The sequence below is a fragment of the uncultured Gordonia sp. genome (assembly GCF_937858515.1).
Lineage (GTDB): Bacteria > Actinomycetota > Actinomycetes > Mycobacteriales > Mycobacteriaceae > Gordonia.
In genome coordinates, this window is sequence record NZ_CALLZT010000103.1 from 40223 (window position 1) to 64421 (window position 24199).

The 24199-nt window shown below is 66.5% G+C and carries 27 protein-coding genes; 14 read left to right on the top strand and 13 right to left on the bottom strand.

The features are described 5' to 3' along the window. Positions 1–154 precede the first annotated feature (154 nt). Complete coding sequence (locus tag Q0627_RS09430; RefSeq protein WP_298809297.1) at positions 155–415, bottom strand: hypothetical protein; 261 nt, start codon at positions 413–415, stop codon at positions 155–157. A 172-nt stretch (positions 416–587) separates the two neighbouring features. On the opposite strand from Q0627_RS09430, the gene Q0627_RS09435 reads away from it, so the two are divergent. The 4 genes from Q0627_RS09435 to Q0627_RS09450 all read left to right on the top strand — a co-directional run bounded on the left by Q0627_RS09435 (position 588) and on the right by Q0627_RS09450 (position 2606). After that, positions 588–929 (top strand): hypothetical protein, encoded by a 342-nt coding sequence (locus Q0627_RS09435; RefSeq protein ID WP_291013408.1) that lies wholly within the window; start codon positions 588–590, stop codon positions 927–929. Between the two features lie 41 nt (positions 930–970). Beyond that, complete coding sequence (locus Q0627_RS09440; protein ID WP_291013346.1) at positions 971–1861, top strand: adenylate/guanylate cyclase domain-containing protein; 891 nt, start codon at positions 971–973, stop codon at positions 1859–1861. 145 nt (positions 1862–2006) lie between these two features. Then, the gene (locus Q0627_RS09445; RefSeq protein WP_291013343.1) at positions 2007–2231 is read left to right on the top strand and encodes a DUF3263 domain-containing protein; all 225 of its coding nucleotides are present in this window, start codon (positions 2007–2009) and stop codon (positions 2229–2231) included. A gap of 51 nt (positions 2232–2282) precedes the next feature. After that, the gene (locus tag Q0627_RS09450; RefSeq protein ID WP_291013340.1) at positions 2283–2606 is read left to right on the top strand and encodes a hypothetical protein; all 324 of its coding nucleotides are present in this window, start codon (positions 2283–2285) and stop codon (positions 2604–2606) included. 17 nt (positions 2607–2623) lie between these two features. Here Q0627_RS09450 and Q0627_RS09455 read toward each other — a convergent pair whose 3' ends face one another. Genes Q0627_RS09455 through Q0627_RS09465 form a run of 3 tightly spaced genes read right to left on the bottom strand, consistent with a single transcriptional unit; the run spans position 2624 to position 5291 of the window. After that, entirely contained in the window at positions 2624–3904 is a 1281-nt protein-coding gene (locus Q0627_RS09455; protein WP_291013337.1) for an alpha/beta hydrolase, read from the bottom strand. Positions 3905–3947: 43 nt separating this feature from the next. Beyond that, positions 3948–4979 carry an LLM class F420-dependent oxidoreductase gene (locus tag Q0627_RS09460; protein ID WP_291013333.1) on the bottom strand — a complete coding sequence of 344 codons (1032 nt, stop codon included), beginning with the start codon at positions 4977–4979 and terminating at the stop codon, positions 3948–3950. A 51-nt stretch (positions 4980–5030) separates the two neighbouring features. Next, positions 5031–5291, bottom strand: a complete 261-nt coding sequence (locus tag Q0627_RS09465) for a phosphopantetheine-binding protein (RefSeq protein WP_291013331.1) — start codon at positions 5289–5291, stop codon at positions 5031–5033. A 104-nt stretch (positions 5292–5395) separates the two neighbouring features. On the opposite strand from Q0627_RS09465, the gene Q0627_RS09470 reads away from it, so the two are divergent. Together Q0627_RS09470 and deoD are read left to right on the top strand one after the other, a co-directional pair. Continuing rightward, on the top strand, positions 5396–7099 hold the full coding sequence (locus Q0627_RS09470) for a phospho-sugar mutase (RefSeq protein ID WP_291013328.1): 1704 nt from the start codon (positions 5396–5398) through the stop codon (positions 7097–7099). Positions 7100–7119: 20 nt separating this feature from the next. Beyond that, positions 7120–7830 (top strand): purine-nucleoside phosphorylase, encoded by a 711-nt coding sequence (gene deoD / locus Q0627_RS09475; RefSeq protein WP_291013326.1) that lies wholly within the window; start codon positions 7120–7122, stop codon positions 7828–7830. 17 nt (positions 7831–7847) lie between these two features. Here the strand turns inward: deoD and Q0627_RS09480 are convergent, their stop codons facing one another. After that, positions 7848–9629: an alpha/beta hydrolase gene (locus tag Q0627_RS09480; RefSeq protein WP_291013324.1), complete on the bottom strand. Its 1782-nt coding sequence runs from the start codon at positions 9627–9629 to the stop codon at positions 7848–7850. Further along, positions 9629–9985, bottom strand: coding sequence for a hypothetical protein (locus tag Q0627_RS09485; protein ID WP_291013321.1), 357 nt, complete (start codon positions 9983–9985; stop codon positions 9629–9631). The genes Q0627_RS09480 and Q0627_RS09485 overlap by 1 nt, the downstream gene beginning before the upstream one ends. Before the next feature lie 1059 nt (positions 9986–11044). Between Q0627_RS09485 and Q0627_RS09490 the strand changes: the two genes are divergently transcribed. After that, positions 11045–11488: a hypothetical protein gene (locus tag Q0627_RS09490; RefSeq protein WP_291013318.1), complete on the top strand. Its 444-nt coding sequence runs from the start codon at positions 11045–11047 to the stop codon at positions 11486–11488. A gap of 156 nt (positions 11489–11644) precedes the next feature. Next, complete coding sequence (locus tag Q0627_RS09495; protein WP_291013315.1) at positions 11645–11911, top strand: hypothetical protein; 267 nt, start codon at positions 11645–11647, stop codon at positions 11909–11911. Between the two features lie 4 nt (positions 11912–11915). Here Q0627_RS09495 and Q0627_RS09500 read toward each other — a convergent pair whose 3' ends face one another. Next, the gene (locus tag Q0627_RS09500; protein WP_291013313.1) at positions 11916–12308 is read right to left on the bottom strand and encodes a hypothetical protein; all 393 of its coding nucleotides are present in this window, start codon (positions 12306–12308) and stop codon (positions 11916–11918) included. Here Q0627_RS09500 and Q0627_RS09505 point away from each other — a divergent pair. From Q0627_RS09505 to Q0627_RS09515, 3 genes are read left to right on the top strand one after another with little or no spacing between them, the layout of a single operon-like run. Continuing rightward, a complete protein-coding gene (locus Q0627_RS09505; RefSeq protein WP_298809304.1) occupies positions 12270–14654 on the top strand; it encodes an excinuclease ABC subunit UvrA in 2385 nt (794 codons plus the stop codon). The genes Q0627_RS09500 and Q0627_RS09505 overlap by 39 nt on opposite strands. Before the next feature lie 3 nt (positions 14655–14657). Beyond that, positions 14658–15092 (top strand): helix-turn-helix transcriptional regulator, encoded by a 435-nt coding sequence (locus tag Q0627_RS09510; RefSeq protein WP_291013307.1) that lies wholly within the window; start codon positions 14658–14660, stop codon positions 15090–15092. A gap of 10 nt (positions 15093–15102) precedes the next feature. Further along, the gene (locus Q0627_RS09515) at positions 15103–15516 is read left to right on the top strand and encodes a VOC family protein (protein WP_291013305.1); all 414 of its coding nucleotides are present in this window, start codon (positions 15103–15105) and stop codon (positions 15514–15516) included. 19 nt (positions 15517–15535) lie between these two features. Here the strand turns inward: Q0627_RS09515 and Q0627_RS09520 are convergent, their stop codons facing one another. The 6 genes from Q0627_RS09520 to Q0627_RS09545 form a co-directional block, all read right to left on the bottom strand. Then, complete coding sequence (locus tag Q0627_RS09520; protein ID WP_291013302.1) at positions 15536–16120, bottom strand: FKBP-type peptidyl-prolyl cis-trans isomerase; 585 nt, start codon at positions 16118–16120, stop codon at positions 15536–15538. Positions 16121–16436: 316 nt separating this feature from the next. Further along, positions 16437–16787, bottom strand: coding sequence for a thioredoxin (trxA, locus tag Q0627_RS09525; protein ID WP_291013299.1), 351 nt, complete (start codon positions 16785–16787; stop codon positions 16437–16439). Positions 16788–16872: 85 nt separating this feature from the next. Continuing rightward, entirely contained in the window at positions 16873–17190 is a 318-nt protein-coding gene (locus Q0627_RS09530; protein ID WP_291013296.1) for a putative quinol monooxygenase, read from the bottom strand. 122 nt (positions 17191–17312) lie between these two features. Beyond that, positions 17313–18428 (bottom strand): alpha/beta hydrolase, encoded by a 1116-nt coding sequence (locus tag Q0627_RS09535; protein ID WP_291013293.1) that lies wholly within the window; start codon positions 18426–18428, stop codon positions 17313–17315. A 69-nt stretch (positions 18429–18497) separates the two neighbouring features. After that, a complete protein-coding gene (locus Q0627_RS09540; RefSeq protein ID WP_291013290.1) occupies positions 18498–19175 on the bottom strand; it encodes a response regulator transcription factor in 678 nt (225 codons plus the stop codon). Beyond that, positions 19172–20419 carry a sensor histidine kinase gene (locus Q0627_RS09545; RefSeq protein ID WP_291013287.1) on the bottom strand — a complete coding sequence of 416 codons (1248 nt, stop codon included), beginning with the start codon at positions 20417–20419 and terminating at the stop codon, positions 19172–19174. Before Q0627_RS09545 ends, Q0627_RS09540 begins: the two co-directional genes overlap by 4 nt. A gap of 184 nt (positions 20420–20603) precedes the next feature. Here Q0627_RS09545 and Q0627_RS09550 point away from each other — a divergent pair, with 184 nt between their 5' ends. From Q0627_RS09550 to Q0627_RS09560, 3 genes are all read left to right on the top strand, one after another. Further along, positions 20604–20846 carry a hypothetical protein gene (locus Q0627_RS09550; RefSeq protein ID WP_291013284.1) on the top strand — a complete coding sequence of 81 codons (243 nt, stop codon included), beginning with the start codon at positions 20604–20606 and terminating at the stop codon, positions 20844–20846. A 30-nt stretch (positions 20847–20876) separates the two neighbouring features. Then, on the top strand, positions 20877–22331 hold the full coding sequence (locus Q0627_RS09555; RefSeq protein WP_291013281.1) for a cytochrome P450: 1455 nt from the start codon (positions 20877–20879) through the stop codon (positions 22329–22331). Positions 22332–22417: 86 nt separating this feature from the next. Beyond that, positions 22418–24097, top strand: coding sequence for a thiolase C-terminal domain-containing protein (locus Q0627_RS09560; protein WP_298809307.1), 1680 nt, complete (start codon positions 22418–22420; stop codon positions 24095–24097). Positions 24098–24199: the final 102 nt, after the last annotated feature.

The window sequence follows — 24199 nt, forward strand, 5'->3', positions numbered from 1 at the left end:
CAACCGCCGGAGCAATCCGGCCACATGGACGTGGTCGGCGCACCGGACTCGGACAACTACCCGCCAATACTACGCGCACGAGGGGTACGCGCACGAAGGTCGACGTTGTCCGGGCTATCAACGTCGACTGTGGCGGGAAGGTTCCCGAAGAGCGTCAGCCGATGACCTCGACGGTATCGGGGTCGCCGAACACCACACCGCGGTCGGTGTTGATCAGGAACCGACGCAGCCGCGCGGCGCCACGCTCGTCATCGATGGTCGCTTCGACCGACCCGCCCGTGGGGATGAGCTCGCCGAAATCCTCGACGATCACCCCGGTGACGACCTCGCCGGTTTCGAGGGTGACCCGAACCCTGCTGTTGACGGTGGCACCCCCCTCCGCGGAGGAATCCGGAGAAATCTCGGTCTGACTCATTGGTGCTCCTTCGGGAGTGGTTCGGGCCTTGAGGTGCCAAGCGGCAGGATCGCCGACAAGTATAGTGAACACACTCTTTGTCACGTGTGGCCCGATCGGGTGACTGTCGTAGTGGTGCGTGTCACGGTGGTGCGTGTCACGGTAGGGGGTCCGGGGGCGGGTGAGTACGGTCATGGACGTGCAGGAATCCCAGCGACGCCGACCGTATTCGTGTGCATGGTGCGGCCGGTCGATGGTCGATTCCGAACTCGGGCGTCGACGCAAGTACTGCAAGAGATCGTGCAGGCAACGGGCCTACGAGCAACGCACCTTGGCCGAGGGGACGTCGATACCCGCGGACGCGATGATCCTGAGCGCGGCCGAGGTCGAGGCATTCGGCGACCGGATGTTCGAATTACGTTGTGCTGCAGAGGATCTGGCCACAGCAATCGCCGAGGACGTCAGCCGGGCTCAGCTCCGGGACATGGCGGGGGCGCTCCTCGACGTGGCACGTGATGCCGAGCGGCTGCGATAAGTGCCGACGGTTGACAGCACCCGACCACTACACTGTCTCGCGTGAGCGGGACTGATGACATACCGCCGTCCGGGGACGGCGGCGACCCACGTGAGCGTGGCGGCAACACCGAGTCCGGCGAACGGAAAAACGAGGGAACCGAGCGCAGGGGGCCGGCCGCTGCGGGGCGCCGGGCCGCCGAACTCCTGTCCCGAACAGACTCGTCCGACGCCGCCGTGCGTGCAGCCCGTGCCGCCCGCAGCCTCCTGCCGTCGGCTGTGGACACCGACTCAGATCGTTTCTCCGGGCGGGTGGGGCGCCTGATCGACAAGTCCCGCCCCGATCAGCCCAGTGCCGTGCGGGAGCTCGGCCTGGCGGCGGTGTCGGCCTGGCAGGGGCTGGTCACCAGACGCCCGCCCCGGGCGACCGAACCGAGACAGGCAACGATTCTGTTCACAGACCTCGTCGGTTTCTCGACGTGGGCGTTACGTGCCGGCGACGACCTGGTCCTGACTCTGCTCGCCGAGGTCAACTCCGCGACGGAGAAGGTGATCCGTGACCACAGCGGCAGGATCGTCAAGCATCTCGGCGACGGCACGATGGCCGTGTTCACCGACGCGGCCGCCGCCATCGAAGCGGGGTACGAGGTGGTCGGCGCGGTGAGCGCGTTGCAGGTGGAGGGCTACCGGCCGCAATTGCGAGCCGGGCTGCACACCGGTGAACCTCGGGTCGTGGACGACGACTACCTCGGGGTGGATGTCAATATCGCCGCCCGGGTGGCCGATGCCGCCGGAGCCGGCGAACTGCTGGTCACCCGCGACACCCTGACGGCCGCGGTCGGTGACGACGTCGACCCGTCGACGCGATATGCCTTGCGCCGCCGCAGATTCAAGGCGAAAGGCGTACCGCGCAGCGTGGAGGTCTTCGCGGCAGTGCCCCGCTACGGATCCTGACTGCCACCGACGGGGATCCCAGGGTGTCGGCCTTCGGTGAGGGAATCACTTGAGCGGGCCGGATTCTTGTGTACTGTGTCGGCAAAGGCTGATCGCCAGGGGGGCGATCGTTGCCGCCCCCTCCCGCTCACAAGGACGTGAACGCATGGACAACCCTACGCATCAGAAGATGCTGGCCTTCGAGACCGACTGGTACCCGCTCGGCGGCGGATCATCGGTGGCGATCCGCGAGCAGTTCGGCCTGTCCGACCGCGACTTCTTCGGCGAAGTCGATCGGCTCATCGAGGTGGCTCCTCCGGAGAAGCTGACCACGGCTGAGCTCGATCGGATGCGTAAGGTTGTGCGCAGGCGCCTGTGGATGGCGCGCTGACCTCACCGGCAGGCACGTAGGATCGGTCGGCCATCCAGCGAAAGGTCCGCCGTGGCGTTCTCGGACGACGAACTCGAGGAGTTCTATCGCGCCGTCGAGCAGCGCACGGCGTGGAGCAGGCCACGCCCGCTGCGCCGGGGCAAACCGCAGACGGTACAGTGCCCGACGCAGTACAAGGACTGCTACCGCACCCCGGTGGAGGCCACCGAGGCGATCGAACGATCACGCAGCACCAGGTACGGCGTGCCGTGGCTTCGTAGCTACCACTGCGAATGTGGCAGTTGGCATTTGACGAGCAGCCCGGACTACCGCGGCGATGGTGACCACACGGGTGACCACCCGCGTGAGCGTAGACGGCGGGGCCGGCGGCACTGACCGGCACAGGCGTTCGGTCAGGCGGTGATCGCGCGTTGCGGCCTGATCCGGTCCCGCATCCATTCGTAGATCGTGTCGTCGTTGAGCAGTGTGAAATGGTTCGATCGTCCGATATGCAGGCCGTCGTCGGCGAGATAGCCGACGTGGCGCCGCTTGTTGCGGCCACGACCGCTGTCGGCGAGGACCAGCCCGTCGCCCACGACCTTGCCGACGACGTGCCGGGTGCTTCGGGTGACCGTCGCGATCACGTACAGGTGCCGGGCGTGCGGCGAGAGCCAGACATCGGTCGCCATCGGCTGAGACCACCTGTCCGGGTCCGGATTCTGTTCCCAGTCGCGGGCGAGCACGGTGCCGTGGTGCAGATCCCGCACACCCGCACTGCGCCTGCGCAGCAGGTTGGCGAACGGCCGGGTCACCGGCGTCGTGTGCAGCGCCACGGCTGCCGCGTTGACGCCCCGCGCGAGGGGCGCACCCAGATGCGGAGAACCCAGGCACACGGTGTGGCGCAGCACGCGTAGCCACAGCGAATGGCCGTCGGATGCGTGGTGGCAGGCACTGCGCACCACCAGCCCGCCCATCGAATGACCGACCAGTGTCAGTGTGTGGACCGGCACCGGCCAGCACACCACCAGCGCGGAAAGCAGGTTGTCGAGTTCGCGCCCGTTGTCGCTGATATGCCTGCCGGAGTTGTACCGCACGTAAACGGGACAGGCCCCGATCTCCTCGTGCAGCCGCAGCCCATAGCCGGGCTTTTCTCCTGCGTTCCAGGCGATCTCGGTTTCCATGAGACCGTGCATGAACACCACGAGATGACCGGGAACCGCGGCGACGTCGGAGGGCGCACCGAACGCCGACCGCAACGCTTCGACTGTCGGTTCGACCGGCCGGCCCCCATGCCAGATCTGCATCGACGAGGCGAGCGGCGATCCGGATGCGGTGAGCTCGTCGCCGATCAACCCGTTGAGCACAGCGATCCCGAGTGCGCCGGGCACCGTATGCGACGGCGGCCGGCCCCAGCCACCGACCACCGAACCCGCGACGCCACCGGCGGTCTCGAGCGAGCCGGCGGTGGCCGCGTAGACGCCCTCGCTGATCGCATCGTGCACCGCGCGCGTGGGATCCGACCATGTCCGCAGCGGCGTCCGGCCCAGCGTGCCGAAGACACCCGCGGCAATCGAACGATGCACCTTCGACACTCCGCGGGCGGCCTTGCCCAGTTCGGTGAGACTCAGGTGGGCCAGGGCCCGTGCTTCTTCACGGCGTTGCGCGTCCGTCGCGGCCGGTGAACAGTCAACCATGCAATGAGTGTACATGCGTACACTCAAAACGCCAGGGCGGATTTCAGGCGAGTGTGGCGATATCCCGGATCTGCTGCACCGAACCGGCGGAGACCAGGAGTGTGGTCACGCCGGCCGCCTCCCACACCCGGATCTGTTCACGCACACTGTCCGCGTCACCGATCAAGGTCGACTCCGAGATCACCTCATCCGGAATCGCCGCTGCCGCTTCCTCTTTGCGGCCGCTGCGGAACAGGGCGGTCACCTCGTCGACGAGTTCGCCGTAGCCCATCCGCCGATACACCTCGGCATGGAAGTTGGTGTCCTCCGAGCCCATTCCGCCCATGTACAGCGCGGTCACCGGCTTGAGGCCGTTGAGGACGGCCGCGGGGTCGTCGGTCAGGTAGATCTGCGCTGTCGCGCACACCTCGAAATCCTCTCGGCTGCGGCGTGCACCGGGCCGGGCGAATCCCTCATCGAGCCACGCGTTGTACATGTCGGCCATGCGCGGGGTGAAGAACAGCGGCAGCCAGCCGTCGGCGATCTCGGCGGTCAGCGCGATGTTCTTGGGGCCTTCGGCGCCGAGGAAGATCGGGATGTCGCGGCGCAGCGGATGCACGATCGGCTTCAGCGTCTTGCCCAGCCCGGTGGACCCGGGTCCGGTGTAGGGCAGCGGGTAGTGCGGGCCGGATGAGGCGACGGGTGCCTCACGCGCCCAGACCTGACGCATGATGTCGATATATTCGCGGGTGCGGGCCAGCGGTTTGGCGAAGGGCTGCCCGTACCAGCCTTCGACCACCTGCGGCCCGGACACACCGAGCCCGACGATATGCCTGCCGCCGCTGAGGTGATCGAGCGTCAGCGCGGCCATCGCGCAGGCTGTGGGTGTACGCGCCGACAACTGCAGCACCGAGGTGCCCAGGCGGATGCGTTCGGTATCGGACCCCAGCCACGCGAGCGGCGTGTACGCGTCCGAACCCCATGCCTCCGCAGTGAACACGGAATCGAAACCGCATTCCTCGGCGGCGGCGACCAACTCCCGCTGCCCGACGGGCAGTTCTGCTCCCCAGTAGCCGATCTGCAAACCGAACTTCATTGCGCTCCTCACCCTATGGTCCAGACCACTCTAACGGTCCGGCGGGGACGCCTACGACGGGGTGTTGAGCTCGCGCACCCACGCGCCGACGGTGGGGTCACCGGCAAGGATGACCACGTCGGCGCGGTGCGCGCCCTGGGCCCGCCAGCGTTCGATCAGCGACATGAGCCGCACCGAATCAAGGCCGATGTCCAGGACATTCGTGTCGTCGGCGATCTCACCGGGGGCGATGTCGAGAACCTCGGCGAGGTCGCCGACGATCTGGTCGCGGGTCAGTACCGGGGTGGATTCGGTCGGTGTGCTGTCTGTCATCGTTGTCTTCGCTCCTTCGGGCAATGGCGCGCACTACTTAGGCTGCACTAAGGGTACCGAGCATGGGCGTGCCCTCACGGCCGGGTACGGGTAGGTTCACGTCCGTGAGCGAAACCGGTGGGTTGGTGGATGCGGCGCGCGAGTGGATACGTCACGACCCGGACCCGATCACCCGTGACGAACTCTCCGGCCTCTGCACTCGGGCCGGCACCGACGTGTCGGCGCTGGCCGAATTGTCCAGTCGGATGTCCGGGCCGCTGCGGTTCGGCACCGCCGGTCTGCGGGGCGCGGTCGGTGCCGGGCGGTCGAGGATGAACGTCGCCGTGGTCACGGCGGCCACCGCGGGTCTGGCCGCCTACCTTCACGATGTGGTCGGCCCCGATGCGCGCGTCGTGGTCGGCTGCGATGCCCGGCACGGTTCGGCGGCGTTCACCGACGCCACGTGCGGTGTGCTCGCCGGGGCCGGACTCCGGGTGCTGGCGCTGCCGCGGCGACTGCCCACCCCTGTGACGGCTTTCGCGGTACGCACCCTCGGTGCCGACGCCGGCATCATGATCACCGCCTCGCACAATCCGCCGGCCGACAACGGCTACAAGGTGTATCTCGGTGGCCGGGCGGTCGCCGAGGATCACGCCCGGGGAGTGCAGATCGTGGCCCCCGCCGACAGCCAGATCGCCGCCCGCATCGACGCCTGCGCGCCCGCCGACCAGATTCCGCTGGCATCGGTGGATCCCGCCGACGCCGTGGCAGGTGTGGCCGAGGACTACATCACCCGAGTCGCCGCCTACCGCACGCGGACCGATCCGTCCCAGGTCCGGGTTGTGTTGACCGCGATGCACGGCGTCGGCGGCGAGACCGCCACACGGGTGCTGAGCCGGGCCGGCGTCGACGACGTGCACGTGGTTGCCGAACAGTTCGCCCCGGACCCGGACTTTTCGACGGTTCCGTTTCCGAATCCGGAAGAACCTGGCGCGCTGGATCTTTCACTGGTGCTGGCGAAGTCGTCGGACGCCGACGTGGTGATCGCCCTCGACCCCGACGCCGACCGGTGCGCGGTGGCGATTCCGTCGCGCACCGGTAGTTGGCGTCAGCTGTCGGGAGACGAACTGGGCGCCGTGCTGGGGGAGCAGGCCGCGGCCGACGGTGCCCGCTCCGGCGACACCCTCGCGTGCTCCATCGTCTCGAGCAGGCTGCTCGCCCGGATCGCCGAACATCACGGACTGACTCACCGGAGCACCCTGACCGGGTTCAAATGGATCGCCCGCACCCCCGGCCTGCGGTTCGGGTACGAGGAGGCCATCGGCTACTGCACCGATCCGCAGGCCGTCCGGGACAAGGACGGTATCGGCGCGATGATGCGGGTGATCACCCTCATCGAATCGCTGCGCGAGGAAGGTAGGACCATCGAGGATCTGCTCGACGACCTGGCGCGCAGGCACGGGCTGCACGCCACCGCGCCGCTGAGTTTCCGGGTCGCCGACCCTGCGCGGATCGGTGCGGCGATGGCCCGGCTGGACTCCGATCGTCCCACGACGCTGGCCGGAGCTCCGGTGACCGAGTGGCGTGATCTGGCCGAACCGAACCCGGATCTGCCGCCGACCGAGGGCCTGCTGATCGGCACCGCCCAGGGCGACCGGGTGATCGTGCGGCCGTCGGGAACCGAACCCAAACTCAAGTGCTACCTGGAGGTGATCGAACCGTGTACCGGTCCCGACATTCCGCACGAGCGCGCACGGGACCGGCTGGCGAGGATCGCCGCCGAGATCACCGAGCACCTGGGCCTGACCGATCCGGCACCATCGAAGTAGCCACCCGCGTAAGGAGAACGATGACCCATCTGTCCACCCCGCACATCGACCCACAGGGCGTGCCGATCGCCGAGACCATCCTGCTGCCGGGTGATCCGTTGCGTGCCAAGTTCATCGCCGAGACCTACCTCGACGGCGCGCAGTGCTTCAACCGGGTACGCAACATGCTCGGCTACACCGGAACCTACCGGGGCCGGGAGATCTCGGTGATGGGCACCGGCATGGGCATCCCGTCGATCTCGCTGTACAGCCACGAACTCATCCACACCTTCGGCGTCCGGAACCTGATCCGCGTCGGCAGCTGCGGATCGATGCAGGAACACGTGGACCTGTACGACGTGGTGATCGCGCAGGGCGCCTCGACCGATTCGAATTACCTGAGCCAGTTCTCGATTCCCGGCACCTGGGCGCCGCTGTCGTCGTACCGGCTGCTCGAACAGGCCAAACGCCTTGCCGACGAACGCGGCGCGACAAGCCACGTCGGGAACGTCCTGTCCTCGGACATCTTCTACAACGCCGACGACCAGACGCTGGGCAAGTGGGCGCGGATGGGTGTGCTTGCGGTGGAGATGGAGTCGGCCGGGTTGTTCGCGAATGCGGCTGCCGCCGGTGTCGACGCACTGGGCATCTTCACCGTCAGCGACCACATTCCCAGCGGAAGGCGGACCACGCCGGCCGAACGGGAGACGGCGTTCACCACCATGATCGAGATCGCCCTCGAAATCGGCTGATCCCGCCGGCCAGGCGATCATGACAGGCCGGGAAGTCGGAGCTTGAAGGGCAGTGTGATGTCGGGCAATGGTCCCGGCAGGTTGAGGTCACCGTCGGTGAGATCGAGTACGGGTGCCAGGGGCGGTAGGTGGAATCTGGTCGTCGGGACGAGTACGTCCTCGACCGCCGCCGCGATCGGATAGTCGGATCCGCGTTCGGTGTATGCCGTGGGCTCCTCACCCCGGATCACCTTGACCATGTTCTTGAACGCATCGGATCCGGGATCGTTCCAATAGTCTCCGTGACCGCCGGCTCCGGCGACCGGTGTGCGGTTGCCGTTCTCGTCGGGGCCGTAGTATCCGGTGTCCAGGCGGGTGACCCCGGCGGTGGCGTCGGGATCACCGCCGTGCGGGTTCGACGGCAGTTGCTGCGAGTAATGGATCGGGTCGCCGGGTGCGGTCAGCGAGTAGCGTTCGACGTCCTTGTTGGGGTTGTGCCAGCCGGTGTCGAGGGCCCCGGTCCCGGCCGAGGACGCGTAGATCACCCGGTCGGCACGCAAACCGAGCTGTTCGGCGGTCCCGACGACCGACCCACCGTAGGAGTGGCCGATGTAGGTGGTCTTGGCTCCGGGCGCGACAGCGTCGATCTCCGCGTCGAGCGTTTTGCCGAACGCCACCAGCCTGGGGGCCATCTCCTTGGCGAATCGTGGGTCGGCCGCCGAATCCTTCAGCGATTTCAGTCCCTCCTTGCCGACGGTTTCATAGCCGAGCTTCTGCGGCAGGTCGCCGTCGAGGAAGACGATCACCGGGCCGCCGGTGGCTTTCGCGAGATTGCGCGCGGCCTTGACGTTGCTACCCATGCTTTCGAGTTTGGTGCCGGTGCCCGGGACGTAGACCGTGACGTTGCGCGTCTCGGGTGTCAGCTCACCGACCATCTCGATGAGGTGGCCGTTGCCCTTGTCCGAGGTATACAGAAACGTGCGTTCGCTGTCGGTGTCGTCGCCGACGGACTTGGGCGCGGTGCTGTCGGCCGCCGGGTTCTCGGCCTGTTCGAGCAGTTGGCGCAGCGCGTCGGCCCGCTTGTGGTTTCCTGCGCGTTCCAGGCGAACGATCTCGGTGCGGATGTTGATCTCACTGGCGGCGAACCGGGACGGGAAGTCGATGCCGTCGAGACCGGCGATCGTCTTCGGGTCGGCGGTGATGACGCGTTCGCGGTCGGACTCGCTCAACGACAGGAAGAACTCGCGTCGTTTGCCCACGTCCATGCCTTTGAGCAGGCTGATCGCGTCGGTCGGCGAGATCTGTCCGCCGCCGCGGATGGTGACGGTGTCATCGCCGGACGCGAGGTCGTGTACGGCCTTGTTCAGGGCCGCCAGGGTGGATCCGTACTGCTCGTCGGTCTCGTCCAGTGCATTGAGTCCGTGATCGATCGCCTGCGTGTGGCGCGCGGCGGTCTGCCGGTTGGATTCGTCGGGGTGGGTGACCACCCCGGTGTCGGACACCCGATATCCGGCGGCCTGGATGTCGGCGACATAACTCAGGATTCGTTCACGCCGACCGTGGAGGTCGGCGCCTGCGTCGGCGGTCTCGTCGGCAATCCGCAGGAGGATGTTGCGCAACTGGGTTCCCCTGTCGCGCAATGTGGTGAGAGCCTGGTCCGCGCCGGTACGGGAGCCTCCCCGCCAGGTCGCGCGGTCGAGTACCAGTGCGGCCATGGAGATGCTGTCGCCGATGGTCGTGGCGTCGGTGCTGATCGGGCCCGCCGAGTCGATGATCGATTGAGTGGCCCAGGACCGCAGTTCGGTCAACGTCGGCCGCATCAGCAAAGCCCCACGATCGGCAAGCACACCGATTCGTCGGTGGCCGACAAGGTGGCCACCCCGTTGCGGCAGATGGCCGCCGTCGATCGCAGTTGCGTGGCGAGCATGTCGGCCGCCGCCGCGGCGGAATCACCCGCGACGTGCAGCGCGGCGATCACCCTGCTCGAGGTCCCCGTGACCCGCCGGGGCGGGTCGAACGTCATGCCCCCGACCTCGTCAGCCGTGACCTCCCAGCAGCGCGCGATCGCCCTGACCTCGTCCGCGTCGACAACGAGGAGATCGTCAACGGCGTCCGTGACAGCGCCACCCAGCGAACCAGTCACCGCTCCGCCGAACCAATCCTGCCAACTGCTCATCGTGATTCCCTTCCCTTCGGTGCTGTCCGGTGATCAGACGCAGCCCGGAGCCAAAAGGTTCCCCGGATATCTGATAATTATCAGATTCATCTGTTCGGAGGATGGATCCCGCTGAGTCGGGCGCGCAGATTCCATTCCCGGAGAGCGGCCCCGCAGGCTCTCCCCGAAGCACTCGTCGGCGATGCGGAAAGCTGCGGGGCGCGAGCCGTCCAGAGTGGAGACCCCCGAGGGTGAGAAGAAGTTCGGCCAGAAGATCGGCGAGATTATCCGCCCCGACGGCATGAAGCCACGAGACGACCCGGCGACAAGCCGGACGTCGCGGCCAAGGCCAAGAGCGCCAAGGTCAAGCCGGTCACTACCCGCAAGGGGTCGGCGCACGTGGCCGATGTCGCCACCAAGGCGGTGGCCGTCAAGAGCCCCGAGCCCGCGAAGGCGAAAGCCGTGAAACCTAAGGTGCTGGCGTCGGTCGGGGGTGGTGGGTCGCACGAGAGCGGCGGGTCGGCCGACCATGTGCCGGAGTCTCGGGACGTGCGGGAGGGTGTGCCTGCGTCAGGGAGTGCTGGGCCACCGGGGGAGCCGCCCAAGCCGCCTACGGTCTCGGCTGCTGCGGATGAGCCTGATCCGTCCGACCTTCTCAGGACGATTGTGGGGCGTGCGGACACTTACGACGTCGACCCTTACGAAGGGTTCGCTCGCCCCGTTGTTGCAGGCGTAGACCCGGACGTAGTCGCCAACGTTGTTGAAGACCTCGGCATTCGCCTACGTGACCTCCGGTATACGGCTGGGTATGATCCGCGTCATCGTCGGCAGATCATCGAGCAGTGCATCGACGCTGCCGCTCCAGATTCCTTAACCGCCCAGCAGCGCGCCAACCTTGTCGCCGGTATCGAGAAGCTGGACGACCTCGCAACCCCGTCCGTTCCCGCGTGGCCTGGCCCCCGATCACTCGCGTGAGCGCCGAGCAGATGGAACGTGCGGCCAAGGCTTGGGCGTCGAAGGCGATTTACGACAACGGTGGATGAAGTCAGGGAGTCTGCTCGTCGCGTGCAGCGTGAGGGTTTGACGCCCGACGACATGGACGATCCTGACCTTGCTGTTGCCGGGCCGCTCATGTCCGCGATTGCTAACCAGCCCGCTACGGGCATCCAACTGTTCCGGGGAGCTAGAGCCACCCCCGCGGCTGTCGCCGCAATGCAGCGCGGTTCAGTCGTCACGCTCCCGCTGTCATCCTTTGCCAGCTCGTCGCGCATCGGGATCGACTTCGCGCACGATCCGACCCAGGGTGGACTCAATCCTGGAGCGAAGCAGCGCATCCCTGACGACGCGACGATCCCGGTTCTGTATATCCTTGGGCGAGGAGCGCGAGCGGGTAACATTGCGCATGACGTCGGTGAGTTCGTGACGACGGGCGACTTCCGAATCGCGGCGCAGGTCGCCGTTTGGGGCGATGGCACCCACGTCGTGTTTCTGCGACAGATTACTCCAATCGAAGGGACAACATGAGTGGTGAGCCAGCGTCTGGGCCCCCTTACCGAATGGGCCCACCGCCACCATCGGAGGTCACGTTCGTTGAGGGAGTGACGATGATGCCAACTCCCGAAGATGAGGCGGAAGCTGCTGAGGTTTTCGCACGACTCAGGGCGGAGTGGATGACGCAGAATGGCCGCCTCGAACCTTGACGACGATGCGAAGACCCGCCGCCTGAAACTCTGGTGGGCCGGAGAGGGTCGGGCCCGGTGGGCGACCAGCCCGCACCCGTGGACAGCGCTGAACGAACAGCTCCGCGCCCACGGGGTACCGAAGCACATGGTCGACGGCCTGACGACGAATATCTTCAAGCTCGCCGGGCAGCCAATGCCCGGCACGGGAATCCGCCCCGAACACAAGGACGCCCTGCGCAAGGTATCCAAGCGCAGGGCGTCCTGAGGGGCTACAGCTCCAGCCAGCTTTCGATTGCCGCCATGATGTCCTCGAGCACGATGGTCAAGGTCAACCCCTCGTCCCCACGGGCACGGGAGTATTCGAGGGCGAGCTGGTACGCGGCGTACTCTCTAAGGAGTAGTGCTGCTTTCTCTTTGGCGGGCGTGATCGGGTTCTCGACGGTGTCGGATTCGGCGATCGCCTCGGGTAGCCGCGTCACCTGGTACCCAGCGTCGGTGAGCGCGTATAGGACATGCTCAGCATGGGCGGCAAGCGCGTCGATGGTGTCGGGGCGAGGGTCGTCCGGGTCGTCGGGTCCCTGACATCGCGGTCGTTCCCGGCGCCGCGTACTACGCTCGACCCCATGCCCGCTCGTCAGCCAGCCCGACCGCAGCAGATTCATCCCGCCGACACCCACGACACCATCCGGGTGCTCGGCGCTCGCGAGAACAACCTCAAGAACGTCGATGTCGACCTGCCCAAACGGCGACTGACGGTGTTCACCGGGGTGTCTGGGTCCGGAAAGAGCTCACTGGTGTTCGGGACGATCGCCGCCGAATCGCAGCGGATGATCAACGAGACCTACAGCGCGTTCGTGCAGGGGTTCATGCCGAATGTCGGCCGCCCCGACGTCGATGTCCTCGAAGGGCTCACCACCGCGATCATCGTCGACCAGGAGCGCCTCGGCGCCAACCCGCGATCTACCCTCGGTACCGTCACCGATGTCAACGCGATGCTGCGAATCCTGTTCAGCCGCTTGGGAACTCCACACATCGGGTCGTCGCAGGCCTTCTCGTTCAACATAGCGTCGATATCCGGGGCCGGCGCGGTCAGCTACTCCAAAGGCGGTCGTGAGGTCAAAGAACGACGGGACTTCGCCGTCGTGGGCGGCATGTGCCCGCGCTGCGAAGGCATGGGCAAAGTATCCGACTTCAACCTGAGCGCCCTGTACGACGAGAACAAATCCATCAGCGAGGGCGCCATCACCATTCCCGGCTACACCGTCGACGGCTGGTACGGGCGCATCTTCGGGGCGTCGGGATTTTTCAGCGCCGACAAACCGATCAAGCGCTTCACCAAGAAGGAACTCGACGCCCTCCTGTACAAGGAGGCGACCCGCATCAAGGTCGACGGCATCAACGTCACCTACGAGGGCCTGATCCCACGCATTCAGAAGTCGATGCTGTCCAAGGATCGCGAGGCGATGCAGCCACACATCCGGGCATTCGTCGACCGCGCCATCACGTTCCAAACCTGTCCGGACTGCGACGGCACCCGCCTCAACGAGGGCGCCCGATCCTCCAAGATCAACGGCATCAACATCGCCGACGCCTGCCGCATGCAGATCAGCGACCTGGCCCAATGGATCGGTGCCATGGCCGACGAGTCGGTCGCACCGCTGCTAGCGTCGCTCTCGTCATCGCTGAACTCGTTCGTCGACATCGGCCTGGGCTACCTGTCGCTGGAGCGGCCGTCGGGAACGCTGTCCGGGGGTGAGGCGCAACGCACCAAGCTGATCCGGCACCTCGGTTCGTCGCTGACCGATGTCACCTACGTCTTCGACGAGCCGACGATCGGACTGCACCCGCACGACATCGCCCGCATGAACGCGCTACTGCTGGCGTTGCGCGACAAGGGCAACACGGTGCTGGTCGTCGAACACAAACCGGAGGCGATCGCGATAGCCGACCACGTCGTCGATCTCGGGCCACGCGCCGGTTCCGAGGGCGGGCAGATCGTGTTCACCGGCGACGTCGACGGCCTGCGCGCCAGCGGCACCCTCACCGGGCAGCATCTCGACGACAGAGCCACCCTGAAATCCGAAACACGTACTGCCACAGGTGCCATCGAGGTCCGTGGGGCCACCATGCACAATCTGCGCGACGTGGACGTCGATATTCCGCTCGGTGTGCTGACCGTCCTCACCGGCGTCGCGGGATCGGGCAAGAGTTCTTTGATCACCGGGTCGGTGGCTGGGCGCGAGGGCGTGGTGTGGGTCGATCAGACCGCGATCAAGGGCTCGCGGCGCAGCAACCCGGCCACCTACACCGGTCTGCTCGAACCGATCCGCAAGGCCTTCGCCAAGGTCAATGGCGTCAAACCCGCACTGTTCAGCGCCAATTCCGAAGGGGCGTGCCCCACGTGCAACGGTGCCGGTGTCATCTACACCGACCTGGCGATGATGGCCGGGGTGGCCAGCACCTGCGAGGAATGCGAGGGTAAGCGATTCAGCGCAGCGGTCCTCGACTACACCCTGGCCGGTAAGAACATCAGCGAGGTCCTGGAAATGCCGGTGGCCCGCGCCGAGGAGTTCTTCGGTGCGGGTGAGTCACGAATCCTGGCCGCGCACAAGATCTTACAGAGACTTGTCGACGTCGGCCTCGGTTACATCACCCTCGGTCAGCCGCTCACCACACTCTCGGGCGGCGAGCGTCAGCGCCTCAAACTGGCCTCGCAGATGGCCGACAAGGGGCAGGTGTACATCCTGGACGAGCCGACCACCGGCCTACACCTGGCCGACGTCGAGCAGCTGCTCGGGCTGCTGGATCGGCTGGTCGATTCGGGGAGGTCGGTGATCGTCATCGAACACCATCAGGCGGTGATGGCGCACGCCGACTGGATCATCGATCTGGGTCCGGGTGCCGGTCACGACGGCGGGCAGGTGGTGTTCGAGGGCACTCCGGCCGATCTGGTGGCCGCCCGTTCGACACTGACCGGCATCCATCTGGCCGACTACGTCGGGGCGTAGCCGGTGGGGATCTCGACGCAGCGGACCCGCGACCTGGCGGCGTTGCGACGGGTGCGTGACCGTATCGACCGGGACTACGCGCAGCCCCTCGATGTGGCCGCGCTTGCGGCCGGGGTGCACATGTCGGCCGGCCACCTGAGCCGTGAATTCCGCAAAGCCTATGGGGAGGCGCCGTACTCGTATCTCATGACGCGGCGTATCGAGCGGGCGATGACATTGCTGCGGCGGGGCGACATGTCGGTCACCGACGTGTGTTTCGCCGTCGGATGTTCATCGCTGGGCACTTTCAGCACCAGGTTCACCGAACTCGTCGGGGTCTCACCGAGCACCTACCGGCGCGAGCATGCCGACGCGACTGAGGGCATGGTGCCGTGCGTGGCCAAGACGGTCACCCGACCGGTCAGGAATCGAGAAGCGGGCTCGCGGCCACGCACGTAGCGTCGAGCCCATGACAGTCACCATTCATTCCAGTTTCCTGCCACACACCGACGCCGACGCCGCGCTCGGCTTCTACCGGGACCTGCTCGGCTTCGAGTTGCGTCTGGACGTGGGCTACGACGGCAAACGCTGGCTGACCGTCGGCCCGCCCGACCAGCCCGACACCGCGCTCGTCCTGACGCCACTCGGGGTCAATCCCGGCGTTACCGAAGCCGAGAGCGCGATGATCGAGGAGATGGTGGCCAAGGGCACCTACGCGAGTGTGCTGCTGGCCTCGGACGATCTCGACGCCACCTTCGACACGTTGGCCGCCGGTGACGTCGAGATCATTCAGGAACCGATGGATCAGCCGTACGGCCTGCGCGACTGCGCGGTCCGTGACCCGTCGGGGAACATGGTCCGGATCCAGCAGAAGCCGTCCTGATCGACCTACCGGTTCGGTGCTACTGGGCGGCGAGGATCTTGATGGCGAACACGATGGTGTCACCCTTCTCGATCCCCGCGCCCGGCTGACCTTCGGGGTAGCCGTCGGCGGGAATGATCGCCACGCCCACCGTGGACCCGACCTTCTGACCGACCAGGGCCTTGCCGAAGCCTGCGACGACCCCGGCGACACCGAACGAGGTCGGCTCGCCGCGCTCGTAGGCGCTGTCGAAGACCTTGCCGTCACGGCCGTTGACGCCGGTGTAGCAGACTGTCACCGTCGCGGTGTCGGACACCTCGGGACCGGTGCCCGCGGTCAGCGTTTGCACCGTTGTCTTGGCGACGGTGAACGGTTTGGTGACCTTGATCAGCGGCCCGGCGCTGTCGGTCGATCCGGCCATCTCCAATTTTCCGGTCTCGCCGTCGATCGACCACTGGGGTTTGGTATCGGCAGCGGGAGCGTCGGTGGGACAGGACAGACTGCTGGTGTCGGGGGCGTCGGCGGCTGCCGACGACGTGGTGGTGTCGTCGGAGTCCGACGATCCGCAGCCGGCCAGCAATCCGGCGAGGGCGACACAGACAACGATCCCATGCTTGAGTTTCACCGGGTACACGCTACCTAAGCGTGCCTTCGGCCACACGGTGGGGACCAGCGCAAACGGCCCGCATCCACGTTCGGTATGCGGGCCGTCTCGACTGGCGGCGTGTTGCGACTATTGCGCGGGCTTGCTGAATTTCTGCTTGATCTCGTAGACCTTGATCGCGACCTTGGTGAGGATCTTCTGGACGAGGGTCGGTTCTTGCTGCTGATCGGCCATCGAGGTCGCCTTCTGTGAGATGAATCGGCAGCGACCGGCAGGCGCCACCGTGGAGCTAACCGAAGACATTACAGTATGAGCGATCAGTGTGGAACCGAACAATTCAGCCCTGTTCGGCGAGCGCCTTCTCGACGTCGAGCTCGATAACCTGGTTCACCAGATTCTCCAGGGCGTCCGGCGGCAGGGCGCCAGCCTGGTTGAACACCAGGTACCCCTGCTTGAACACCATCAGCGTCGGGATGGACCTGATGCCCGCACCGGCCGCGAGCTGCTCCTCGGCCTCGGTATCGACCTTCGCGAACACCAGGTCCGGGTACTTCTCCGAGACCCGTTCGAAGATCGGCCCGAACTGGCGGCACGGTCCGCACCACGAGGCCCAGAAGTCGACCAGCACGATGTCGTTGTCGGCGACCGTGGAATCGAATTCCGCGGTCTTGAGATCAATGGTTGCCATGCCTGCACTCAACACCACCGGCGCGTGTTCTGTTCCGGATCCGGCTTTTCGTGTGCTCGCGCCGGGCCGGGCCGACGGGGATGCGCTAGATCGCGCCCTTGTCCGCGTCACCCGCGGGTGAGGCGGTGAACGTCTTGACGTCGAGAGGTCCGGCGAGCAGGCCACCGATGGCGGCGCCGAGTTCAGCGAGGGCCGGCGCCGCGCCGTGTACCGCGAGTGCCTCCATCGACTCCCAGCGTTCGATCATCACGAACGAGGTGTCGTCACCGGTCGATTCATGCAGGGCGTACTTCTCACAACCGGGTTCGGCATGCACTTTGGGGATCGCGGCGAGGATGGCGTCGCGGACGGCGTCCTCCTCACCCGGCTTGGGGGTGATGGTTGCGACTACGACGATCGACATGGAAGGACTCCCTACTACGGCACCTGATTACGTTCAGCCCAAACCTACGCTGTGGCGGCCGTCGGCGAGTGCGATCGGAACGATGCGCGCAGACGACCGACCTTGATCGCCGAACGTTGAGGTCAATGCGTGGCGCGGGCCTTCGGGTCGGACCGGACGTGACGACGGGAGAGCCGATCGAGCACACGGAACACTCGTTTGGACGCCTCGGCCCATGGCATCAGGATGGGGAAGACGTGGAACATGCCGTACTCCTCCATCGCCCAGACGGCGATTCCGTTGTCGCGCAAACGCTGTACGAATTCCCGGATACCGTCGCGCAGCATCTCGTCGGCACCCCAGCATACGAAGGTGCGCGGAAACCAGTCGGGGTGAGGGTCGGCGTGCATGATGGAGACCCGCTTGTCGTTGGGCTGCAGGCCGTGTAAGTACGGGGTCACCGGGATGCTCCACGGCAGAATGTCTTTCGAGGCGTTGTCGACGACCGACGGATGGTCGAAGTCGAGATCGACCTCGGGGGAGAACAACACCAGAGCCGCCGGCGCGGGTACCCCTTTGTCGTGCAGGTAGATCATCAACGACGCCGCCAGCCCACCGCCGCCCGAATCACCGGCCACCACAATATGATTCGGCGCCACACCGCGGCTGATGAGATCCTCATACACGGCAGCGGCATCGAGCACACCAGCCGGGAACGGGAACTCCGGAGCCATCCGGTAGTCGGCGATGAAGATCTCGGCGCCGGTCACCCGCACCAGCGACGCCGCGAACGCCGAATACATCATCGGGGAGGTGCCGATGTAACCACCGCCGTGCAGGTAGAGGCCGGTTGCGCCGATCGGTTCCTTACGGTCACAGTCCTCGACGTAGGCGTCGGTGCTGGCTTTGGCACGACACCACAGCCCGGGCACACCGCCCACAACATCCTCGGTGATCTCGACGTCGTTGGCCAGCCCCACGAACGGCGGCATGACGATCTGACAGATGTCGTCGAGCACTTTCTCCATCGACCTGAACTCCTCGATCGGCAGGCCCATCGAATACCCCATCAGGGAGCGGACCACCTGCCGAGTGACAGCCCGGCCGATGTTGTCCAGGAGTCCCGAGGGGCCCTGCCAGGGCCGGCGCAGCGGGACCTGCGCGAGTCCAGTGAGCAGATTCCCCGCAAGCCCGACCACCGACAACGCGGTGATAGGGGCCGACGCCGTGAGTACTTCCGGTCGATCTGCCATAGCCATGCCGCCCACCCTAAACCCGCCGGCGGCCGGTTCCCGCCGAGTGTGACCAGCGGTACCGTCGGCACCCGATCAACCCCGGGGCGCGACCACCCCGTGATCGAAGGCGAAGACCACCGCGGCGGCCCGATCCCGCACACCGAGCGCCCGGAAGACAGCACCCACATGACTCTTGACGGTCACCACCGAGATCACCAGCTCTGCGGCGATCTCGTCGTTGGTCAGGCCGCGGCCGATCAGTTCCAGCACGGTCCGTTCGCGGGCGGTCAGCCGGCCCAGAGCCGCGGCGTCGGCCTTCGACGGCGAACCCGCGTTCCGGTAGGTGTCAAGCACGGACGCGGTGATCGCCGGATCGAGCACCGACTCACCGACCGCGACGAGCCGGACGGCCCGGATCAGTTCCTCCGCTGAGGATTCCTTGAGCACGAATCCCGCAGCCCCCGCCCGCAATGCTTCGGACAGCAACTCCTCGTCGCGGAAGGTGGTGAGCACCAACACCGGCGGCGCGCGGTGACGATCGGTCGCCAGGGCTCGCAGGCGTCGCGTGGCCTCCATTCCGCTGACCCGCTTCATCCGCAGATCCATCACGACGACGTCGGGGGAGTGCGCTGCGACGGCGGCCGGCACCTCGTCGCCGTCGGCGCATTCGGCCACCACGTCGAACCCGTCCTTACGGCGCAGGATTCGCCGCAGACCCGAACGCACCAGTTCCTGATCGTCGACGAGCAGTACCCGGATCTCCTCGCTCACGTGCCCACCCCCGCGGTATCGTCGGTTGTCCTGTTCGTGCTGTCATCGGTGTCGGCGGCGAAGACGGCTTCGACACACCAGCGACCATCGTTGACGCCGGCGCGCAGGGTTCCGCCGAGATTTCCCACCCGCGATGTCATCCCGGCCAGACCATAACCCCCGGAGACACCCGTTGGTTTGCCTTCCTTGACCGGGTTCGACACGTGCACAATGAATTTCGAATCGCGTCCGGGACCGAGGGCGATACTCACCGGCGCACCGTCGGCATGTTTGGACGCGTTCGACAGCGATTCCTGCACCACCCGGTACACCGCCAGTTCGGTGGCGCTGCTGAGCGCGACGGCGGGCGGTTGTACCCACGCGGTGACCGACGACCCGGCCCGGCGGAAACCATCGACGAGCGCGGTGATGTCGGCAAGGCCCGGCTGCGCCTGTTCGGGCGTCGACTCGTTGCGGAGCAGTTCGATGGTGCGCCGGACATCACTCATCGCCGACCGCCCCTGACGCTCCGCATCGCGCAGCGCATCGAGGGCTTCGGCGATGTCACCGTCGGTCTCAGGGTGCTGACCGGATTCGATGGCCCGGCGGGCCGCTGTCACATTCAGCAGCACGATGCTCAGCGAATGCGCCACCACGTCGTGGACCTCGGCGGCGATCCCGGCACGATCGAGCGCGTACTGCTTGGCGCGTTCGCGGCGTTCGGCATGCATCAGCTGCAGTTGCTTTTGCAGTAGAGATCCTGTGGCCCAGCCCAGTCCGATCATGCCGCCGATGATCCACCCCAGGTCCGTGGCACCGACCGCGGTGCCCGCGACCACCGCGGTCAGGAACATCAGCAAATGGACGGTCGCGAGCCTGATCGGGGTGACCGTGGCGCACATCGCCGCGCCCAGAACCAGCAGCAGCGGCGCCACATCACCGTGCGCGGCACCGGCATCGAGTGGTACGCACCAGAACAGGACCACCGCGGCGATGATCATCACCGGCATCATCGAGATGATCGGCGCCCTGGATATGTCGAGCGAGCAGATCGCCAGTTCTCCGGCGGTCAGCCACAACGCGATCACCCACACCACGCCGAGCACTATCCAGTCGGCACCGGACACACCGGACACGTACCGCTGAATCGTCGCGGATGCACAGAACGCCAGCAACGCGGCATCGGCGATGAGCACGTAGCTGGGCGGATAGTCATAGCCCAGCCTGTCGAACAGGACCTCACATCGCCCGAGCAGCCAGCGCATCGGTCGAGTCTAACCCCGGCACCGGCCCCGATTCCTCCACCCTCAGGTGGAATACCCGTCCGCCCACGGCAGGGGAACCGATTCCGCCTGAGGGTGGCTGAACTGCGCAAACATCCCTCATAGCGTGGAGATCGGACGGAAAACGCAACCCCGCGATTCCTGACCGAGGGAGAAGGAGAATCCGATGTGGTGGGTACTGATCAGTATTGCCGCGGTCCTCGTCATCGCCTGGCTCACGTACGACGGCGGAAGCCTGGACTATCGGCAGCGCGAGGCCGACGCCGCGGCGGCGGACATCGGCCGCCGCCGCCGCCATGAAGCGGCGCACTCCAAGGCGGTGGTCGGTGACCCCCGTCCCGAGCGGACGAAGATCCGGGTTGCACAGCCTCATCTTCCGGTCATTCGCCCCGCCGCCATCTACCGTTGACACCATCACGACGCGTAAGGAGTTCTGACAATGAATCTTCTGACGGCACCTTCGATCGCCGTGCCCGGCGCCACCCGGCCGTGGCATCTGGCAGAGCCGGACGACGAGTCCGGGATCGGTGGTGGGGACGATCGCGCCTATCCGCTGCACACTGACGCGCCGTCGAATGTGCGGTCGGTGCTTTCCCGGCCGTCGATGTCACCGAGTACGGTCATCCGGTCCATTCGGATTGTCCGCAGGCCGTCGGAGATGTTCTTCGCCGACGTAGCCCGCCGGCAAGGTGTCGTGCGCTATCAGGTGGCCGGCGGTCCCGGGCGGGTGGCGCTGCTGACCCATCCGGCGCACATCAAGGCACTGATGACGGCCGACCCGGCACTGGCACCGTCGGCGACCAGGATGTCACCTTTGGCGCCCATCGTCGGCTCCCAGTCGGTCCTGACCTCGATCGGGCAGCGGCATCGCCGGCAGCGGTCGATGTTGCTGCCACGGTTTCACGGTAAAGCCGTTGCCGCATATCGCGACGGCATCGACACGGCCACGGCCACCCACATCGACGCATGGCCGACAGGCGAGTTGGTGCCGGTCGCAGACATCGCCCAGCAGATCACCCTCGACGTGATCATGTCCGCCGTGTTCGGACTACCGGGCGGTGTTCCGGCAACGGATGCCGAACGGGCACTGCGTGATTCGACTTTGCGAATGTTGCGATGGTCGGCCACGCCCGTCGCCACCGTCGCGCAATTGCTCAACTCACGTTCGTCGGCACCCGTCGGGTTGACCAAGATGGTCCTGCGTCCGCTTGATCGGGCGCTCTACCAGGTTCTCGCGGAGCGGCGAGGCGAGAACGACAGCGGCCGTAACGATATCACCCAGCTCCTGCTCGATACCCGGGATGAGGACGGAGAACCCCTGCCGGACAGCGAGATCCGCGACGAACTGGTCACGCTGCTGCTGGCCGGCCACGAAACGACGACCAACGCCGTCGCGTGGACCTTCGAACGCCTCACCCGGTATCCGGACGTGTATGCCGACGCCCGCGAGGCCGTACAGGCGGGCAACGACAACTACCTCGACGCCCTGCTCAACGAGTCGATGCGGACCCGGCCCGTGGTACCGGTCGTCGCCCGGACGCTGATGGTGCCGTGGCAGTTCGGTGACCAACAGCTCGAGTCGGGGGTAACGGCGCTGGTCAGTGTCCTGTTACTGCATCATCGTGACGATCTCTACCCGCGGCCGTTCGCGTTCGATCCCAGCCGGTTCTTCGACGTCCGACCCACCGCGCACACGCTGATGCCGTTCGGTGGCGGTATCCGCCGCTGCCTTGGCGCGCCGCTGGCGATGGCCGAGATGCGCACCGTGGTCACCGAGATCCTGCGCAGGGTGGACCTGGAGACCACCGACAGGCCGGCCGAACGCCCACAGCACCGCAACGTCACCATGATCCCCGCCGACGGAGGGCTGGTGCGGGCACGCTCGGTCAGCTGAACCCGCCGTGGGACTGGTGGTAACGGACCGACGTCGGCAACTGTTAGCCTTACCGTAAATGCCGATCGTGTGCCGAGAGGACCCCCATGACTGACGCGCCGCCCCCCATTCTGCCGCTGGTGACACCAGAGACCGAGTTCTTCTGGACGTCGGGCAAGGATGGGGTGTTGCGCGTTCTCCAATGCGATTCGTGTGCGGGTCTCATCCATCCGCCCAAACCGATCTGCCCGCGCTGCCGGTCCTGGGATCAGCACGTGCAAGAGCTCTCGGGCAACGGAATCGTGTTCGGCTACACCGTCAATGAGCGGTTCGCGCTACCCGGTATCACCCCGCCCTATGTGATCGCCGAGGTGGCTCTCGATGAGGACCCGCGCGTGCGGCTGACTACCCGCATCACCGGCTGCGAACCCGGCGACGTACAACTCGGCCTGCCCGTTGAGGTGGTCTTCGATCAGCAGGGCGACACCGCCGGCGATGTGTGGTTCCCGCTGTTCCGGCCACGCACCGACGACACGGCCATCCGCGAGATCCCCGACGACGAGATCGCGCCGCAGGACTATCCGAAACGCGTCCGGGCGCGTGCGACGAGCACCAAGTTCGAGGACAAGGCCATCATCAGCGGCGTCGGCGCCTCCAGTATCGGCCGTCGTCTCGGTCGGCAACCGCTTGCTCTGGCCATCGAGGCGTGCGAACGGGCCGTCGCCGACGCCGGACTGACCTTCGACGACATCGACGGGCTGTCCACCTATCCGGGCGGCAACGCCGAAGGCGGCTACAGCGAAGGCGGTGTGACCGCGCTCGAAGCGGCACTGCGAATCAACCCGACCTGGTACAACGGCGGCGGCGAGACATTCGGGCCCGGCGGTTCTGTGGTCGCTGCGATGATGGCCGTCGCGACGGGCCTGGCGCGGCATGTGCTGTGTTTCCGCACCGTCTGGCAGTCCACCTCCGACGACTGGATCAAACAGGGCCGGGCGCCACGACCGGCGATGGGACGGGCATCGGGACTGATGGGCTGGTCGATGCCGTTCGGCGCGACGTCGGCGGCACACACCCTCGGCCAGACCGCGCACCGGCATTTCCACAAGTACGGCACCACCAAGGAAACCCTCGGCTGGATCGCCCTCAATCAGCGCGCCAACGCCGCCCTCAATCCCGAGGCGATCTACCGCGATCCACTCACCATGGACGACTATCTCACCGCCCGCACCATCACCACCCCGTTCGGACTCCTCGACTGCGACGTACCGTGCGACGCGTCGATCGCCGTCATCGTCTCGGCCGCCGACACCGCGCCCGACCTTGCCTCCAAGCCGATCCGGGTGGAGGCCGTCGGCACCCAGATCATGGAACCGTTACCGTGGGATCAGTCCACATCCACCCACGAGCCACAGGTCCTGGGCCCGGCCTCGCCCCTGTGGACCCGCACCGCCCTCACCCCCGCCGACGTCGACATCGCGCAACTGTACGACGGCTTCAGTTTCAACTGTCTGTCATGGATCGAGGCACTCGGCTTCTGCGGCATTGGTGAGGCGAAGGACTTCCTCGACGGCGGCCACAACATCGCCCGCGACGGGATTCTGCCCCTCAACACGCACGGCGGACAGCTCTCCCACGGCCGCACCCACGGCATGGGCCTTCTGCGTGAGGCGATCGTCCAACTCCGCGGTGACGCGGGCGAGCGGCAGGTCGCCGGCGCCAAGGTGGGCGTGGTCTCCAGCGGCGGCCTCACCCCCAGCGGCGTGATGCTCCTACGCACCGACTGATCCACCAACTGCAACCGAATGCCCCCTCAACCGCGAGGCCGAAGCGACAGAGAAGCCAGGTACCCCTCTTGATCCCCGAGGCCGAAGCGACGCAGGAACCGG

Bases quoted from the DNA above. Each gene is read 5' to 3' on its own strand.
- Q0627_RS09445 (WP_291013343.1), top strand. From the start codon at position 2,007: ATGGACAACCCTACGCATCAGAAGATGCTGGCCTTCGAGACCGACTGG.
- Q0627_RS09485 (WP_291013321.1), bottom strand. From the start codon at position 9,985: ATGAGCAGTTGGCAGGATTGGTTCGGCGGAGCGGTGACTGGTTCGCTG.
- Q0627_RS09550 (WP_291013284.1), top strand. From the start codon at position 20,604: ATGTGGTGGGTACTGATCAGTATTGCCGCGGTCCTCGTCATCGCCTGG.
- Q0627_RS09535 (WP_291013293.1), bottom strand. From the start codon at position 18,428: ATGGCTATGGCAGATCGACCGGAAGTACTCACGGCGTCGGCCCCTATC.
- Q0627_RS09500 (WP_291013313.1), bottom strand. From the start codon at position 12,308: ATGAATCTGCTGCGGTCGGGCTGGCTGACGAGCGGGCATGGGGTCGAG.
- Q0627_RS09480 (WP_291013324.1), bottom strand. From the start codon at position 9,629: ATGCGGCCGACGTTGACCGAACTGCGGTCCTGGGCCACTCAATCGATC.
- Q0627_RS09530 (WP_291013296.1), bottom strand. From the start codon at position 17,190: ATGTCGATCGTCGTAGTCGCAACCATCACCCCCAAGCCGGGTGAGGAG.
- Q0627_RS09560 (WP_298809307.1), top strand. From the start codon at position 22,418: ATGACTGACGCGCCGCCCCCCATTCTGCCGCTGGTGACACCAGAGACC.
- Q0627_RS09545 (WP_291013287.1), bottom strand. From the start codon at position 20,419: ATGCGCTGGCTGCTCGGGCGATGTGAGGTCCTGTTCGACAGGCTGGGC.
- deoD (WP_291013326.1), top strand. From the start codon at position 7,120: ATGACCCATCTGTCCACCCCGCACATCGACCCACAGGGCGTGCCGATC.
- Q0627_RS09435 (WP_291013408.1), top strand. From the start codon at position 588: ATGGACGTGCAGGAATCCCAGCGACGCCGACCGTATTCGTGTGCATGG.
- Q0627_RS09460 (WP_291013333.1), bottom strand. From the start codon at position 4,979: ATGAAGTTCGGTTTGCAGATCGGCTACTGGGGAGCAGAACTGCCCGTC.
- trxA (WP_291013299.1), bottom strand. From the start codon at position 16,787: ATGGCAACCATTGATCTCAAGACCGCGGAATTCGATTCCACGGTCGCC.
- Q0627_RS09430 (WP_298809297.1), bottom strand. From the start codon at position 415: ATGAGTCAGACCGAGATTTCTCCGGATTCCTCCGCGGAGGGGGGTGCC.
- Q0627_RS09515 (WP_291013305.1), top strand. From the start codon at position 15,103: ATGACAGTCACCATTCATTCCAGTTTCCTGCCACACACCGACGCCGAC.
- Q0627_RS09455 (WP_291013337.1), bottom strand. From the start codon at position 3,904: ATGGTTGACTGTTCACCGGCCGCGACGGACGCGCAACGCCGTGAAGAA.
- Q0627_RS09495 (WP_291013315.1), top strand. From the start codon at position 11,645: ATGGCCGCCTCGAACCTTGACGACGATGCGAAGACCCGCCGCCTGAAA.
- Q0627_RS09505 (WP_298809304.1), top strand. From the start codon at position 12,270: ATGCCCGCTCGTCAGCCAGCCCGACCGCAGCAGATTCATCCCGCCGAC.
- Q0627_RS09555 (WP_291013281.1), top strand. From the start codon at position 20,877: ATGAATCTTCTGACGGCACCTTCGATCGCCGTGCCCGGCGCCACCCGG.
- Q0627_RS09465 (WP_291013331.1), bottom strand. From the start codon at position 5,291: ATGACAGACAGCACACCGACCGAATCCACCCCGGTACTGACCCGCGAC.